We start from the raw sequence: 16243 nt of genomic DNA, 5'->3' as shown, positions 1-16243 counted from the left end.
AATTCTATATCAAAAGCAAATAAAAATGCATTTTATCGATTTTATATGTTCTTTGTCGGTGATTTGTGGTGTTAGAGATTAAATTTTGTGTTAAAAATCACATGAGAATGGATTTTTAAATTAGACATGTTTTATGGTGTTTAAGTATATGCTATCGTTGATTTTTATTAAGGTATAGTGATTCTCCTTATAGTGGATATTCAGGAAATTTCGATCGTTTCTTTTGGATGATTGAGGATTGTACCGACACGGTTAAGGATTTACCCTATAAAATTAACAGTTATACTAAGATAGCCAAGGCTCGTAACAACAGAGTTGGAAGTCTTGACCAAGAAGCTAACGTTCTTGACAACTTAGCTGATGTTCTTGACAAGAAAGCTAACGTTCTTGACGACTTAGCTGGTATTCTTGACAAGAAAGCTAACGTTCTTGGCGACTTAGCTGATGTTCTTGACAAGAAAGCTAACGTTCTTGACGACTTAGCTGGTGTTCTTGACAAGAAAGCTAACCTTCTTGACTAAATTTATGATACTATGTTGATGCAATGTGATGTTTCTGCTATCTAAAAACTTCTGATGGAAATACGACAGTGCTCTCATGGCCATTTTTTCCTACAGTGGCGATTCCGAAAAAGAAATTATCGATCACAATACCATCCAATACAAAGTTATCTACATCACCAACAAATCGACTATGATCCCATGTAGGGGATGTAGTATCTCTCCAGTAGATTTTATAACCTTTTACATTAGGGTTGTTGACTTTTTTCCATTTAAATTTTGCAGATGGTTCTACGATACCTCCAATTTTTACTTCAGATGGAGCAGGAGGTGCCCAAGCAAGACCAGCCAGGTTAATGGCATTTACAGCAGTAAGTTTTGCAGCATATTCAAAATTAACATGTTCTACCACATCACCATATTTGATTCCGTTTTCTTCTCTAATATTTTGATGTTGTTGTGTATAGTTTTCATGGGCTTCCATAATTCTGATTCCGGCATATCCTAAATCATTAAAGGGTCTGTGATGCCCGCCCCGACCAAAACGATCTAATCGATAAATCATCATTGGATTCATTTCTGGCATATAGGTTTTTACACTTTTATGTACATATCTTGCTAATTGACGAGAAATACCATCAACTTCACCTCCATAAAAACGTCTACGACGAACTTTCTTTTCATCATCTGTAAGATTGGTAGGTTCAGAAAATATTCTAAACGCTCTGTTGTCAATAACTCCATCTACTCCTTTGATATTACCAATCATGTCATTGTTAAGAATACCTATAATATCCCATCCTTGATCCTTGGCATATTTTGCTAATCCCCCACCACCAAAGAGTCCTTGTTCTTCTCCTGATAATCCAACATAAATAATACTACTCTCGAATGTATATTTGGATAACACTCTTGCGGCTTCAATAGTTCCTGCCATTCCGCTGGCATTATCATTAGCACCAGGCGCATCTGTTGTAAAATCCATGGTGTCACTTGCTCGAGAATCTATATCACCACTCATGATGATATAACGATTAGGATATTTTGTTCCTTTTTGTATAGCCACTACATTCACTACCCATGCATCATGTGGTACTCTGGTTCCCATATCTTTAGTAACGAAGTCTTTTTGATAAAATACATCCAAACAGTTTTTACAATCTTTAGAAATGGTTTCGAATTCTGATTTTATCCATCTTCGTGCAGCTCCGATACCTCTGGTATTTGAAATGGTATCACTAAATGTATTACGAGTGCCAAAATCAGCTAATTTTTTGATATCCGTTTCAATTCGATCTGCAGAAACAGCAGTAATGATATCATAGATGCGTTGATCGGTTTGTGCTGTTAAAATGGTAGATAATAAAAGTAAGCTTAAGGTAAAAAATGTCTTCATTTGTGTGAATTTGATCGCCTAATTTAGGTAAAACAGGGAATTAATAAATGTGTCTTAACAAATTTATATGATGAAAGCTATTATCTTAAAAAAGTCACTTTAGAAATTTTACCGTTTGTTACTTCATAAATAGCAATCACACTGGAGTACTTTTCTCCGAACCTTACATATTCACGATCTATAACTTTATTCCCTAATACGATGCGATTCTTAATATTACAGTAAAGGTTAGGGACTTTTTCAAACATGTCTTTAAAACGTTCACGCATCTTTTCTTTTCCTTCCATTGAGATTTCATCAGGGAAATTATAAATCTTGATGTCATCAGCATATGTATCCATGAATGCATCAATATTTCTGGCATTATATGCATTAACTTGTCGTTGTACTACTTGTTCAGGAGATTCTTTAATTAAATTTGAAATATTAAGAATTTTACCGCTTTTAATGACTTCATGAATAGTGTTCAAATTTTGAATATTTTCTAAAGGGTTCTTATTTAGAATCACCAAATCTGCCAATTTACCTTCAGTAACAGAACCAATTTGATGGTCTAAACCAAAACCTTTTGCAGCATTTATAGTAGATGCTTTAATAATATCATTAGGGGTAATCCCTGATTTTTGCATAGCTTCGATTTCTTGGATATAGGAGGATGCATGCATTGTCCCTATATTTCCAGCATCTGTTCCTGTAGCTATATTTATTTGTTGTTTTTGTAATTTTTGAAGGTTAAGATCTATAACACTATCGAATTTTTTAAAACGTAATCTTATAGCATCCTTTTGTTTATCACTTCCTCTAATTTTTCTAAATCTTTCGGGAATTAATCTTGAATCTAAACCTTCAAGATCGAATAATGAAGCATATGCTTTTGGATTTGCATAGTTGAGATCTTGTGGGTGCATACTTAACTCTGAGAAAAAAGTTTTAGTATAGTTATTAGAAACTATGAGAGTAGGTATATAAGTTACTTTATTTTTTTTAAGAATTTTTGCGAATTCATCATCAATTATTTCATCTCTAACACTATGAACTAATATATCTGCTCCAGCTTTAACAGCAAGTTTTGCAGTATTTAAATCGGTAGCATGTATAGCAAGTTTTAAATTGTTTTTATGAGATAGTTCTGCAATATGTTTTACAATAGGGAAATTCTTTTTTGCTGGATTATCCTTATTTACGATGTACCATATTTTTATGAAATCAGGCTTATACGGGAGCATTTTGTTAAACAATGCGCTGGCTTCTTCTAAAGTACTAATCTTTTCTATAGGAATATCTTCTAACTTAGAGAAAGCTTCTGGTTGATAAGGAGAGAACAAAGGACCAGTAACAAAAACATTAGGAGATAAGTTGTTTTTGACAATACTATCTCTGATTTTAAAATTGTAAAAAGGACCACCAACATCCATTACTGAAGTAATTCCTAATCTTAGATATCTTTTAAAATTATCAGTAATAATATCTTTCGCAAACTGAATTTCATCCTCATAAGACACTACTTTTCTAAGATCAATTACATCTGGCCTAGTATATAAACCGCCAGTTTGAAAAAAATGGATATGAGTATCAATCATACCGGGCATAATAAATTTATCAGTACCATTAATGATTGTAGTGCCATCTGTAGGAATATTTTTTTTAGAAGAAATAGATATTATTTTTTCATTTTCTATATGAATATGTTGTTGTTTTTTGATTTTTCCAGTTTCTACATCAATTATATTAATGTTTTCTATAAGTACTGATTGTGCTCCAATAGAAACTATATTTAAAATTGTAAATAGAATGACTGTAATTATGTTTTTTTTCATAATTGGTTCCTGTGGCTGTTTGTGATTATTAAATAAATGTTATCCAAGCGAGATTCCAAATTAAATAAAAACCAAGAATTAATGATGATGTCTTAACAAATTTATAATAGGATTTGTTATAGATAGGGATTTGAATCAAAATTAAAAATAAACTTCATTCTGATAAGGTTAAATGTGAAAATGATATTTATTATGTTAAAACGATTTATGTTTAGTTATAATTTATATTCTTTATGATAAATTTTACAGCACATTCACTGATTAAGTTTTAAAAATATGTTTACAGAATATTTGATAAGTGAAATAAATCATAAGGATATATAAAATGCATAAAAAGAAAAGCAGTGTTGTTTTTTTACTAGTACCATTTCTTTTTTTTGGGCAACTTAAAGAAGAAAGTAAATATTATAATTGGTTTGATCAGGTTTTGGGTCAAGAGCATACAGGTTTGCATAATGGGAAATGGTATCTTGATTTTGATGTCAACAGGATATATGATAATAGACATGCATTTTTTCGTTCTGATGAAGTGCTTATGGGATCAGTTACTTATAGCGGTCAAACCTACTATGATATAAAGATGAAATACAATTTGGAAATAGATAGGCTTTTGGTACAGTTAAAATCTTCTTCTACAGCTTCTGTTATAAAACTAATACCAGATAAAATTGATGAGTTTGTTATCGATGGTTCGAGATTTATAAGAATTGATGATAGAGAAGTAGAGAAGGCAGAAAATATTCTAAATACTATATTTTATGAGGTTCTATTAGAAACTGAAGATTTGTTGTTATTAAAAAGTAATAAGAAAGTTAGAAATAGAAGACTAGGAGATACTGGAGATAGGATGGTATATGAGTTTACTAGTGCAAATAGATATATTTTATCTTGTAATGAGAAGTATTATGTAGTTAAGTCTAAATATGATATTGTAAAAATTTACCCCGAACTAAAAAAAGAAATTAAACAATTTTATACCACTAATAAGATATTAAAAAAATCAGAACCTGATAGATTTATGAAAAGACTATTCGAAAAAGTTGTTCAACCTTCGCAATTAAATAAAGAGTTGTAGCACTATGAAAAAATATTTGGGGCTAATTTTTTTAATGTATATACAAACTCAAAGTATATCGGCGCAACAAAAAGATTCTTTATTAACACTTTCTTTTAAAAATACAGATGTACTATCTGTTATACATCTGATAGAAGAACAAACAGATTATCATTTTTATTTTATTGATTCTTGGTTGAAAGAATATAATGATGTGTCTGGTGATTATAAGAATGAATCGATTATTAATGTCTTAAATGGTCTTTTTCAAAACACAATTATTAATTTTTTTATTATTGAAAATGATAAGATCATTCTAACTCCCAATAGCATTATATATGATAAAGTTCCTGACGGTTTTTTTGGAAGAGATTCTACCGTAACCTATACAGAAAATACAATAGCTAAAACGAAATCATCATCTTCTGTATTTGCGAATGCTAAAAAGTCTAAAAAGAATAAAATCGAAACCATTAGAATAGGAAAAGCTAATGCAGACAATACAAAACAAAAATTTGTACTATCTGGATATGTTAAAAATAGACAGACAGGAAATCCTTTATCTAATATTGTTATTAACCTTAATGGAGTTGCGGTAGCAACAAACTCAAAAGGTTTTTATGAGACAGAACTAAACACTGGACTAAATATTTTAGAAGTCAAAGTTCTGGCAATGGAAAACGTTAGGAAACGTATTATAATGTATAATGATGGACAATATGATATTATACTTAACGAAGGAATCGAACAATTGGATGAAGTAGTACTACAGACAAAGACATATAATAATGTAGATGAGGTAGTAACAAAAACTAAGATTGATGTAAAAGAATCAAAAAATATTCCCTTGGCCTTAGGAGAACGTGATGTACTTAAGGTTGCCACAACCTTGCCGGGTATAACTACAGCTGGCGAAGGTGCTTTGGGGTACAACGTAAGAGGAGGTAAATCTGATCAAAACTTGATTCTGTTAGACGATGCAGTTATCTATAATCCACAACATTTCTTTGGGATTTTCTCAGCACTTAATCCATTTGCTCTAGGAGATGTAAACATTTATAAGAATAACATTCCTGCAGCCTATGGAGGTCGATTATCATCAGTTTTTGATTTAACTACAAAGGATGCTAGTGTTGAAGAGTTTAAAGGAGAAGCCTCTATTGGTCCAGTAACAGGAAATGTTCTTTTAGAAACTCCAATAATAAAAGGTAAATCGGGATTAATGGTTGGTGGAAGAGTAGCATATGCAAATTGGATTTTGGATGCCCTTGATGAAGAATCGCTTAAGAATAGCGAAGCCTCTTTCTATGATATTATCGCAAAATATAATCATCGCTTTTCAGAAAATTCAAAAATAGAAGCGACAGCATATATAAGCAGAGATGATTTTAGTATAACTTCAGATTCATTATATGTATATAATAATAGAGCATTGTCTTTGAAATGGAATTATAGATTTAATGATAAACATGCTGCAAAGTTATCGTTATCAAATAGCAGGTATGATTTTGACATAGAATTTGACGGAGATACGAATACTGATTTTGACATTGGATATAGTATTGATGAGAAAGATATAAAGCTACAGTTAAAATATCTATATAATGATAACATAAAATTTGATTATGGGGTTTCAAGCAAATTATATACAGTAAATCCAGGTTCTATTCAACCAACAGGAACAGAGTCTATTATTACTCCATTACGACTAGATGAAGAACGAGGTCTAGAATCTGCTATTTTTCTAGCATCAGAAATAGATATAACAAAAAACTTCACCTTAGATACCGGTATTCGCTACTCGGTATTTAATGCATTAGGAAAAGCTACTCAAAATGTATTTCAAGAAGGAGTACCTAGAAGTTTAGAAACCATTAGAGAAACTATCTCTTATGATGAAAATGAGATCATTAAAACCTATGGCGGCCCTGAGTTAAGAATCTCTGGGCGATATTTATTAAATGAAGATTTATCAATTAAAGCGTCTTACAATAAGACCTATCAGTTTATACATACCTTATCCAATAACACCACAGTTTCTCCAATAGATACCTGGAAACTTTCTGATCTTAATATAAAACCACAAAGCTCACAACAATATTCACTTGGAGTGTATAAAAATATGAGAGAAAGAGCATACGAATTGAGCTTGGAAGGGTTTTATAAATTTTCAAAAAACATTCTTGACTTTAAGACCGGTGCAGAAATCTTACTTAATGAAAATATAGAAACTGAAGTTTTACAGGGTAAGGGTAGAGCCTACGGAGTCGAGTTTTTATTGAAAAAACAAAAAGGAAAACTTTATGGCTGGTTGGGATATACGTACTCCCGCTCTTTTATTCAGTTAGAGAGTGAATTTAGAGAAGAACAAGTAAATAGAGGAGATTTTTTTCCTTCTAACTTTGATAAACCTCACGATTTTAGCATGGTCTTAAATTATAAATTCACCAAACGGTTTAGCTTAGCTACTAACTTTGTGTATCAAACAGGTCGACCTGTTACTTTTCCTATTGGGAGTTTTAGATTTGATGGGGCTGATTTTTCTGTGTTTAGTGAGCGAAATAAATTTAGAATCCCTGATTATTACCGATTAGATTTAGGGTTTAATATAGAGGGGAATCATAAACTTAATAAGCTTTCTCATAGTTTCTGGACGATATCTATTTATAATGTGCTGGGTAGAAATAATCCTTTTTCGGTATTTTTTGTTACCGAAGACGGAAAGGTTAAAGGATTGCAGAGTTCGATTTTCTCGATTCCTGTCCCATCAATCACTTACAATTTTAAATTTTGAACCGATGAAATTTGCCAATAAATTGATCAGATATAAAGAAAAAGGTAAAATTTTATTTTTGATATTCATTTGCCTGTTATTTTCTCAATGTGTAGAAGAGTTTGATTTTGAAACAGAAGATTTTGAAAGTATTTTAGTCGTTAATACTACAGTAACTAATGAAGTAAAACGCCAACAGGTTTTATTGTCCCGAACATTTAGGTTTGAGGATAATGGACCGCTTCTTGAGTCTGGAGCTACAATAAAAGTAGTTGAAGAAAATACAGGGATAGAATATCTTTTTGAAGAGGTTTCTTCAGGAACGTATCTTTCTGTACAGGAATTTGCTGCGATGCCAGATAAAAAATACCAATTAATTATCAATACATCTGATGGAAGGTCATATGTGTCAGAAAAGGTTATGTTACCTAATGAAATATCAATAGATAGAGTGTACCCTAAGAGAATGGCTAATACTAGAGGAGTAGAGGGTATTGGGATACTGGTTGATACTTTTGATCCTACAAGTACTTCAAAATATTATCGTTATAAATTTGAAGAAACGTATAGAATCACTGCACCATTTTGGTCACCACAAGATATAGTGATCATTACCGGAGAAGAAGATTGTATATACGACTTTATAGAAAGACCAGAAGGAAAAAGGGTATGTTATGCTGATAATTTTTCGAATTCTATTATAATAACAAATACTACTGCTTTTAATGAAGATAGACTTACTGGATTTTTATTAAACTTTTTACCATCTGATGATATACGAGTAGTAGATCGTTATAGTATATTGGTAAAGCAGTTCGTACAATCAAAAGAAGCAAATGGGTTTTATCAAATACTCAAAGATTTTTCTGAATCTGAGAGTCTGTTTTCCCAGGTACAACCTGGGTTTATTGAAGGAAATATCATTTCAGAAAACAATAAAGACGAAATCGTTCTAGGATTTTTTGATGTCTCTTCAGTCTCAGAACGGCGCATTTTTTTTGATAGCAATGATTTTATAGGTGACTTAACCAAATTTGATTTTGGATGTCAAGCTATACTACCTGTTATTGATGCAGAAAATGAAGAAACCAGGGAAGCATTTGAAAGACGATGGATTCGTGTTGCAAGTGACCGTTCTAATATGTTTGTCTCTATGGAAAGTAACGGCCCTCCCGAGCCAGAGGGGTGTAAGTCAACAATTGATGGTTTTACTTTTGTTACACCAAGAGAATGTGGAGATTGTACAGCATTTGGTAGAAGTGAGGTTCCTGATTTTTGGGAAGATTAAATTAAAGGACATAAACATAAATTTTAAATGACTATTATAAAATTATCTCTGTGAAAATAAGATCAATAGTATATATTATATTTCTTTTCGTTTTGAGTATGCAGGCGCAACGACAGTCGATATTAGAAACACCCGAAGAAGTCAACGGGTATCATATGATTCCTCAGGAAAAAATGTTTATACATTATAATACCTCTTTATTATTTGTAGGGGAATACCTTTATTATAATGTTTATAATTTTACGACAGATGATAATTTATTAAGCTCTATTAGTAAGATCGCATATGTGGTCTTGGTGAATGAAAAAGGAAAGTCAGTTTTTAAGCATAAAATCAAACTAGATAAAGGTTTGGGACAAGGAGATTTTTTTGTGCCTGTATCTATTCCTTCTGGAAACTATAAATTGATAGGTTATACACAGTGGATGCTCAATACAGAAGGATCTTTTTTTGAAGGAGATATAAGTATCTTAAATCCTTATCAGGTTGATCAGGACGTTATTCTATCCAAAAATGATTCCTTGATAAACCCGGTAGCCAAAGAATTAAAAAAAACCAGTCATAAGGAGGTTGATGCAAACATAAAAAGCACTATAAAATTATCTTCTGATTATGAAACGTATAAAAAGAGAACTCGTGTAGAATTAGCTATAGAAAATGAATCATTAGAGGGAGGAACATTTTCAATCTCAGTAAGAAGAAAAGAGGTTTTTAAAAATACTAATGTATTTACTTCAAAGGAGTTTTTAGATAAATATACTGATATTTCTAAGAAATTGAATTTATCTCCAGGTTCATCGGTTTTTTTACCAGAAATGCGTGGAGAGTTAATTTATGGTAAGATTATTCCAAAAGAACCTTCTTTTACTGTTTCGAACCAAAATATAGCGTTATCAATGCCAGGGAAATCAAGTGATATAAAAATAGTTTCAACAGATAAAGAAGGCAATTTTGTTTTTAATTTAAACAATAGAAATATTAAGAATGAAATATGGATTGAAGTTTTTGAAGAAGGAAGAGAAAATTATAACATAGTAATTGACGAAATACCTGAGATAGATTATAAAAATTTAGAATTTTACAAGTTTAAGATTTCTAAATCACTTAAGGATTATATAGAAAAAAGAAGTGTTCATAACCAAATTGAAACTAACTTTTATAGCGTAAAACCAGATACAATAAAACAACCAGATTTTGTACTTCCATTTTATGGAAATAAGGAGATCGAAACCTATGTTCTAGATGATTATACGAGGTTTAAAACAGTTAGAGAAACAATATTAGAAATAGTAGATGGAGTATGGATCAAAAAAGACAATAATAATAAATCTGTATTTGGTGTAAGAACTAATTATCCAGAGCAGAAAAAGGATAATTTTCCGTTATTATTGATTGTTGATGATGTAATTGTACAACACCATGAAGATGTTATAGCATACAGTGCCAGTAAAATAAAGAGTATAGGTTACATTAAAGATCGATATTATTTAGGAACTAGAGTTTTTGATGGAGTAATTATTATAAAAACTATAGAAGAGGATTTTTTTAATGCATTAAATTATAGTTCGGATTCACCTGTAGTATTAGCCGATTTGCAGGATGATAAACAATATTTTGGACAGCAATACGATAAAGATAAAATCTATAGTCGTATACCTGATTATAGATATCAGTTACTATGGAGACCCAATTTTACAATAAATAAGAAGAAAACAAATATTACGTTTTTTACATCCGATGTGGTTGGAGATTTCGAAATTTCATTAGAAGGTTTTACTACCAACGGAATACCAGTTTCTATTAAAAAAAATATTTCAGTTAAGTAGAGAAATAGCCCCTAACAGATGTAATGAATATTAATAATAAACTAGGAGATGGTGATACCAACTTTAAATCTAAATTGTTGAATGTATTAAAAAAGTGACCTACTGAATAAAAGTAACTTTAGCAATTTTTGTATTTTCTACTTCATAAATAGCTACAGCACTGTAGTTTTTACTCTTAATGGTTAAAAATTCTTCATCAATGATGGTATTACCCATTATAATTCGATTTTTGATTTTACAATTCAGGTCTGGTGTTTGTTCAAAGAAACCGGTATAATTTTTTTTCATCTTTTCCTGCCCCTCATATAAAAGCTTATTAGGGAAATTATATACTTTTATAGTTTTACTATACGTTGCTATAAAAGCACTGATATCTCTAGCATTATACGCGTCAAGTTGCTTTTGGATTATTTTTTCAGGGTTCTTTTTCTCATTTGTTTCTAAGAGAGGTCTAATGAAGGTAACTTTAATGATTTTTCCATTTTCTACTTCATATATAGCAGCTACACTTACATTTCTGTCTTTATAAGTGACATATTCTTCATCGATAACTTTGTTTCCTAATACAATACGATGTTTTATTTTACAATGTAAATTGGGCTCTTTTTTAAACTTTTCTTCATAATAGGTACGCATCTCTTCTTTTCCAGTAAATCGAATAGTATTAGGATAATTATAAATAGAGATATTGTCAGAATAGGTAGAAAGAAAAGCGTCAATATCACGAGCATTATATGCATTTACCTGTTTTTGAACGATGTGCTCTGGGGAAATATCAGATACTACGGTTAGTAAATTTCCGGTAATATTTGTTGCAATTCTTGTGATATTGCCAATTTCTTTATCGGTAAAAGAATGAAATGCACTCCACCTGGTATCAGTTTTTGGATTAAACTGAAAAATAGTATTTCCTTTCCCCATCAAAATAGTCCCATCAGGTAACCAACACATATCCTCTGCATCAGGAATTGTATTGATAATTTCCTGAGTAATTCCTGTCATAGGATGAATTGATTTTATTTTCCAGATTTTATTTTCTTTACTGATATAGCTTATCAGTTTAGAATTTGGAATTTTATGAAGTGATCTCCCTACTTTTTTCTGAAGAGTATTATTGCTTCCATCTTTTAGATTAGATACTATAAGTGACATTGCATTATCTTCGAGTACAGATGATACAATGATGTCTGGAGTATACCATGTATGATATCCAACTTTGAGACCTTCTAATAAAGCTTTGGATTCCCCTGTTTTGTAATTGTAACGATAAAGTAATTGTTTACCATCTCTATCCAAGCGAATAGAAGAAATTTCATCTTTGTTAGGAATCTTTGTTGGAGAATACTCACTTCCTTCTTGGGTTGAGGTAATCCAATTTGTTTTTTCTGTTTTTATGTGATAAGCTGCTATGTCGGTTTGCTTTTTTCTTGTGGAGGAAAACAAGACGGTATCATCAAAAAAAGAGGGTTGATTATCATACCCTTCATTATTAGAGATATTTCTTTTATTATCAAGAGTAATTGTTTCTCCTTTTTTGATAATATCAAATAGATATATTTCTGTATCGGTTTGAGAAAATAAAGATGATGTAATGAATATAGTAAGAAGAACAATTGTATTTCTCATTGTTTTTGTTTTCTAAAATACATTGAAATATTGAAGTTATTCTTAAGTATATGTTAATGTGATGTTGGTGTTGAACTTACGTTTTATTAGGAATTGTAGAAATCAAAAAACCCAGAACATTACATTCTGGGTTTTCGAAGTTGAGTTAGAAAGGCTATTGCTGGGGGGTCAATAGATTATTGTAAAATGAGATTCTTTCTACAACTGGGGTATTTAAAAAAACATTTAAAGGGTAAACCATAATCCATAAACTCGTTGAGATGGATTTCCAGCATTCACAAATGTTCCCGCTGTATTGATAAAAGTCTGAAAATTACCTGTTGTTGTATAATACATTCCAGCAGGATTTCTAAAAAAGTCTATTAAAGCTGTAACTCTAGTTTCAAAGAATCCACTATTACCTGGATTACCAAGTGTAGGGTTAGGTCCTTGATAATCTAGAACTAATTTTTTATCTACTATAGAACCTTGTAAATCATAAATACCATTAAATCTAGCTCCATCAGATGGTCTGTCAAATACGATTATAAGTAATGTGTCATTACCATCATCAGCAGGGTTTGTGACTAGCTGAAATTCTGCAAATACGAGTCCAAAACCAGCAAGTTCTGTATTTACCTGATCAATTATGGCATCAAATCCAAGGGACGTTAGAGGATTGGTTCCTAGGCTTGGGCGATATAAAAAGGTAGTGAAATCTACTCCGATATCAAATACGTCATTGGTAATAAATGGAGGCTCCTCTAAGAATCCAATCGTAGCCGTATTTCCTCCAACGGTCGAAATATAGGACATTGAAGTTTCATTAAAAACAAATGTTTCATAAGAAGTTCCATCAATTTCTATAGGTGGACTTGCAACAAGCCCATCAGTGGTATATGCAATACCATAAGAAATTTCGGTAACAGTACCATCTTCTGCTTGATTTGCAGAATTTATAAAAAGACGTAAACTGTCATAATCTAGTGTATATACGGTTTTATTACCAGAAGCATCTTCTATAGTAAGTCCTTGAAAAACTGAAGAGGTAGCAGTTGGTAAAAGACTTGATCTTCTTGCCAGAGAAGTGTCTACATTAGCCCAATCTCCAGCGGTAACAGGTTCAAAAATTATAACAGCTTCATTTCTAGGCTCTATAAAAGTAATATTTCCGTTTTCACTACTTATGTATTGAAAATTAGAATTTCCTTCATATCCAGATCCTATAAGTCCGGGGATATTACTATCAGATACCTTGTGGATATGATTACGGGTAGAAAACAATAGCTCAGTAGTTGTTCCCATTTTCACTTCATATCTACTCGTTGTAATGGCTGTTTCGCTATCCACATCTGATGTCATTTCGACTGTGCCATCACTATTAAACTTCATATAAAAAGTAAATCCTCCATATTCATCATTTTTTGTAAAATAAATGGCTCTATATCCATCAGGAGAAGCTAATAGTAAATTTTGTAACTCACTAATTCTTTGGTCTATTCTGGTACTTGGAGCTTCATTAAATAACTCCTCGTTATCATCATCGCTACAAGAGAAAAAAACCAGTAGTAATGATAAAAACCATATTTTCTTTAATGCTTTTATAGTCATTTCTGTTATTTTATTAATTAATAATATCCAAAGTATTTTGATTTACCAGTTCTTGCAACTCATAAAGATCAATGTTGAATTCATCAGTAAAATACTGAACAACAAATTGTTCTTTTGTTCTGATAAAAGCTTTGGCTTCATCACTAGTAATCCCATCTACAAGAGCATCAAATTCTGTTTTAGAGGTAGTCAATATAGCTGCTACCATTTCGGCAAAATCTTCACGTTCTTCACTTGAAGCATAGGCAGTAATGTATCCTAATTCTCTTGCTTCTGCATCTGTTCTGTTAAACCATTGTGCAGTATAGTCTTCGGGATTCACATTACCATAATCTGGATTATATGGTTTAGTTTGATTTAAGATATGAGCATACTCATGTTGTATTGTTTGGAAATACCTTCTTGTTAATGCAAGATCAGATAAATCTAATTGGTCAACATTAAAAAGAGTAATTTTGGTCCCTGCTTCTGCAATACCTAAAGTAATGGTTCCAGTTTGATTGAAATTAAAACCTCCAATTAATGTAAATTGCCTTGGAGAAATATTTCTAATAAAATTCTCTCCTCCTAGTTGAGTGTATGGTTCTATCCATACCGCCTGAACTACCTCTAGCAGAGGCTGAACATTTTCTTCTGTTGGAGGATATAAAAATCTATTTAAATCTACTTCATTCTCGTTCCATTTATATTGAATATCTATATTATAAGGTCCAATAAAATTGTTTCTTATCCATACATCAAGTTCTGATAAAAGAGGAGCTTCTGTATTGATTTGAGATGGTCCAACACTTTCTCCTTTGTCGCAGCTTATCATAACTAATAAGCTGGCAACTATAGTTATATATTTAATTATGTCTTTCATACTTATTGTTCTTAAATTATTTAGTATTATCTAGGATTTGGCTGTAAACCAAAGCTAAGTGCATCTGCAGGTATCTGTAATTGTTTTCTGTTATCAGTTTTACTTAGTGTACTTTCGTTTTCATTAACATCCTCGTGGATAATCTCAAGATTATGTCTTCTGATATCAAACCAACGTAATCCTTCATTATGAAACTCTCTTCTTCTGAATTCTGCTAATGCATGAATCAATCCTAATTTGTCTGCTTCAATGGTATAAAATGGAGTGTATATACCTTCGGCAACAGTATAAATAGTATTGATTTGATCAATAGTTAGTACATCGGTTGCGGCATCATATCCATCCACTTTTTTGGACAAGAAAGAATTGATGTCCATTACTGCCATATCTGTTTGACCTAACATAGCGTATGCTTCAGCTCTGTTTAACAAAACTTCATCAGTGCTTAAAAGAACAGAGTTTAGAAATGCGAATCCGATATTGGCAGCAGCATTCGTAGTTCTAAAATATTCTACATATTTTGGAATATTAAAGAATAAATCATTACCAAATACAGGATATGCCCATCCTTTTCCATTCACTTGCGAGCCATTAAAGAAAAGATTAGTTGCTAAACCTGAAGATAACTGGTATCTCGCACCAGCATAAAATCTAGAATATAAAGACTGCCCAGAAACAATAAGTAAATTTGAAATATCAGTAGTTGAAGAGTATTCATTACTGATTTCACTAAAAGTAAAGGCATCATAAGCACCATTCCAATCTCTTAAAAGGGTTGCCGGAGCATCTCCAAGAACGTTATTACTATATTGTATTACTTTTTCCCAATCTCCTTTGAATAGATAAAATCTTGAAGCAAAGGCATTAGCGGCATCTTTATTAAAATGAAATTTTGGGATGTCATAATCATTCGTTACCAGAGGTAACCCTTCAATAATATCAGCTTCTATTTTTTGATAAACTTCTTGTACAGAACCCCTGGTGTAATCTTTGATTACAATATCTTCTGGTTCTGTAACATAAGGAATCCCAAGATCACTAGATGCAGTAGCAGGATCATAGGTTTTTGACCAAATATTTACTAACATAAAGTGAGCATATGCTCTTGCCATTAAAGCTTCACCTTTTAAGTAGTTAAGTTCACTACCGCCACCCAATTCTTCTATTGAAGCTAATGCTTGATTTGCCTGCGCAATGGCTTCATAAGCTTCGTTCCAATAATCGGTAGGGAAGTCTGTGTCATTATCATTAACGTCTCTCCAGAAGAAAGATTCAGTATTTATTCTAACTTCATTGGCAGTTGGTCCTTTGTCTTCGGCATTATCTGTTCTTGGTTCTAAAAAAGGAGCATAAGTTGCAGCAGGATAGGCTAGTGTAAGTAATTCACCAATTTTCTCTGCAGTATCTATCTGTGTTCTATTATCTGGTATTTCGTCTAATGAATCTTCACAAGAGAATATTAAAATACTTAATAAACTTATACCAACTAATTTAAGTGTTTTTTTCATAAT

11 protein-coding genes are annotated in these 16243 nt (G+C 31.6%); 5 read left to right on the top strand and 6 right to left on the bottom strand.

The window, feature by feature from the left end; translation table 11 throughout:
* Positions 1-227 precede the first annotated feature (227 nt).
* Positions 228-521: a hypothetical protein gene (locus DK442_RS16230; RefSeq protein ID WP_109436941.1), complete on the top strand. Its 294-nt coding sequence runs from the start codon at positions 228-230 to the stop codon at positions 519-521.
* 37 nt (positions 522-558) lie between these two features.
* Here DK442_RS16230 and DK442_RS16225 read toward each other — a convergent pair whose 3' ends face one another.
* Complete coding sequence (locus DK442_RS16225; RefSeq protein WP_109436940.1) at positions 559-1896, bottom strand: M28 family peptidase; 1338 nt, start codon at positions 1894-1896, stop codon at positions 559-561.
* An 80-nt stretch (positions 1897-1976) separates the two neighbouring features.
* Positions 1977-3713, bottom strand: coding sequence for an amidohydrolase family protein (locus tag DK442_RS16220; protein WP_109436939.1), 1737 nt, complete (start codon positions 3711-3713; stop codon positions 1977-1979).
* A 325-nt stretch (positions 3714-4038) separates the two neighbouring features.
* On the opposite strand from DK442_RS16220, the gene DK442_RS16215 reads away from it, so the two are divergent.
* From DK442_RS16215 to DK442_RS16200, 4 genes are read left to right on the top strand one after another with little or no spacing between them, the layout of a single operon-like run.
* Positions 4039-4788: a hypothetical protein gene (locus DK442_RS16215; protein ID WP_109436938.1), complete on the top strand. Its 750-nt coding sequence runs from the start codon at positions 4039-4041 to the stop codon at positions 4786-4788.
* A 4-nt stretch (positions 4789-4792) separates the two neighbouring features.
* Positions 4793-7561: a TonB-dependent receptor plug domain-containing protein gene (locus DK442_RS16210; protein ID WP_109436937.1), complete on the top strand. Its 2769-nt coding sequence runs from the start codon at positions 4793-4795 to the stop codon at positions 7559-7561.
* A 4-nt stretch (positions 7562-7565) separates the two neighbouring features.
* Entirely contained in the window at positions 7566-8828 is a 1263-nt protein-coding gene (locus tag DK442_RS16205) for a DUF4249 domain-containing protein (protein WP_109436936.1), read from the top strand.
* 50 nt (positions 8829-8878) lie between these two features.
* On the top strand, positions 8879-10654 hold the full coding sequence (locus tag DK442_RS16200) for a hypothetical protein (protein ID WP_160114216.1): 1776 nt from the start codon (positions 8879-8881) through the stop codon (positions 10652-10654).
* 99 nt (positions 10655-10753) lie between these two features.
* Here DK442_RS16200 and DK442_RS28455 read toward each other — a convergent pair whose 3' ends face one another.
* The 4 genes from DK442_RS28455 to DK442_RS16180 all read right to left on the bottom strand — a co-directional run bounded on the left by DK442_RS28455 (position 10754) and on the right by DK442_RS16180 (position 16240).
* Complete coding sequence (locus tag DK442_RS28455) at positions 10754-12280, bottom strand: nuclear transport factor 2 family protein (protein ID WP_200825119.1); 1527 nt, start codon at positions 12278-12280, stop codon at positions 10754-10756.
* A gap of 225 nt (positions 12281-12505) precedes the next feature.
* Complete coding sequence (locus DK442_RS16190) at positions 12506-13870, bottom strand: DUF4302 domain-containing protein (protein ID WP_109436934.1); 1365 nt, start codon at positions 13868-13870, stop codon at positions 12506-12508.
* Between the two features lie 13 nt (positions 13871-13883).
* Positions 13884-14732, bottom strand: a complete 849-nt coding sequence (locus DK442_RS16185; protein WP_109436933.1) for a putative zinc-binding metallopeptidase — start codon at positions 14730-14732, stop codon at positions 13884-13886.
* Positions 14733-14758: 26 nt separating this feature from the next.
* Positions 14759-16240, bottom strand: a complete 1482-nt coding sequence (locus DK442_RS16180) for a RagB/SusD family nutrient uptake outer membrane protein (RefSeq protein WP_109436932.1) — start codon at positions 16238-16240, stop codon at positions 14759-14761.
* Positions 16241-16243 lie beyond the last annotated feature (3 nt).

This window comes from Aquimarina sp. AU119 (assembly GCF_900312735.1).
GTDB classification, from domain to species: Bacteria; Bacteroidota; Bacteroidia; order Flavobacteriales; family Flavobacteriaceae; genus Aquimarina; species Aquimarina algiphila.
The sequence above is the reverse complement of the archived record's forward strand: the minus strand, read 5'-3'. Positions and strand labels throughout refer to the sequence as shown.

Excerpts from the sequence above, each read along its gene's own strand:
- DK442_RS16230 (WP_109436941.1), top strand. The coding sequence starts at position 228 with ATGATTGAGGATTGTACCGACACGGTTAAGGATTTACCCTATAAAATT.
- DK442_RS16225 (WP_109436940.1), bottom strand. The coding sequence starts at position 1,896 with ATGAAGACATTTTTTACCTTAAGCTTACTTTTATTATCTACCATTTTA.
- DK442_RS16220 (WP_109436939.1), bottom strand. The coding sequence starts at position 3,713 with ATGAAAAAAAACATAATTACAGTCATTCTATTTACAATTTTAAATATA.
- DK442_RS16215 (WP_109436938.1), top strand. The coding sequence starts at position 4,039 with ATGCATAAAAAGAAAAGCAGTGTTGTTTTTTTACTAGTACCATTTCTT.
- DK442_RS16210 (WP_109436937.1), top strand. The coding sequence starts at position 4,793 with ATGAAAAAATATTTGGGGCTAATTTTTTTAATGTATATACAAACTCAA.
- DK442_RS16205 (WP_109436936.1), top strand. The coding sequence starts at position 7,566 with ATGAAATTTGCCAATAAATTGATCAGATATAAAGAAAAAGGTAAAATT.
- DK442_RS28455 (WP_200825119.1), bottom strand. The coding sequence starts at position 12,280 with ATGAGAAATACAATTGTTCTTCTTACTATATTCATTACATCATCTTTA.
- DK442_RS16190 (WP_109436934.1), bottom strand. The coding sequence starts at position 13,870 with ATGACTATAAAAGCATTAAAGAAAATATGGTTTTTATCATTACTACTG.
- DK442_RS16185 (WP_109436933.1), bottom strand. The coding sequence starts at position 14,732 with ATGAAAGACATAATTAAATATATAACTATAGTTGCCAGCTTATTAGTT.
- DK442_RS16180 (WP_109436932.1), bottom strand. The coding sequence starts at position 16,240 with ATGAAAAAAACACTTAAATTAGTTGGTATAAGTTTATTAAGTATTTTA.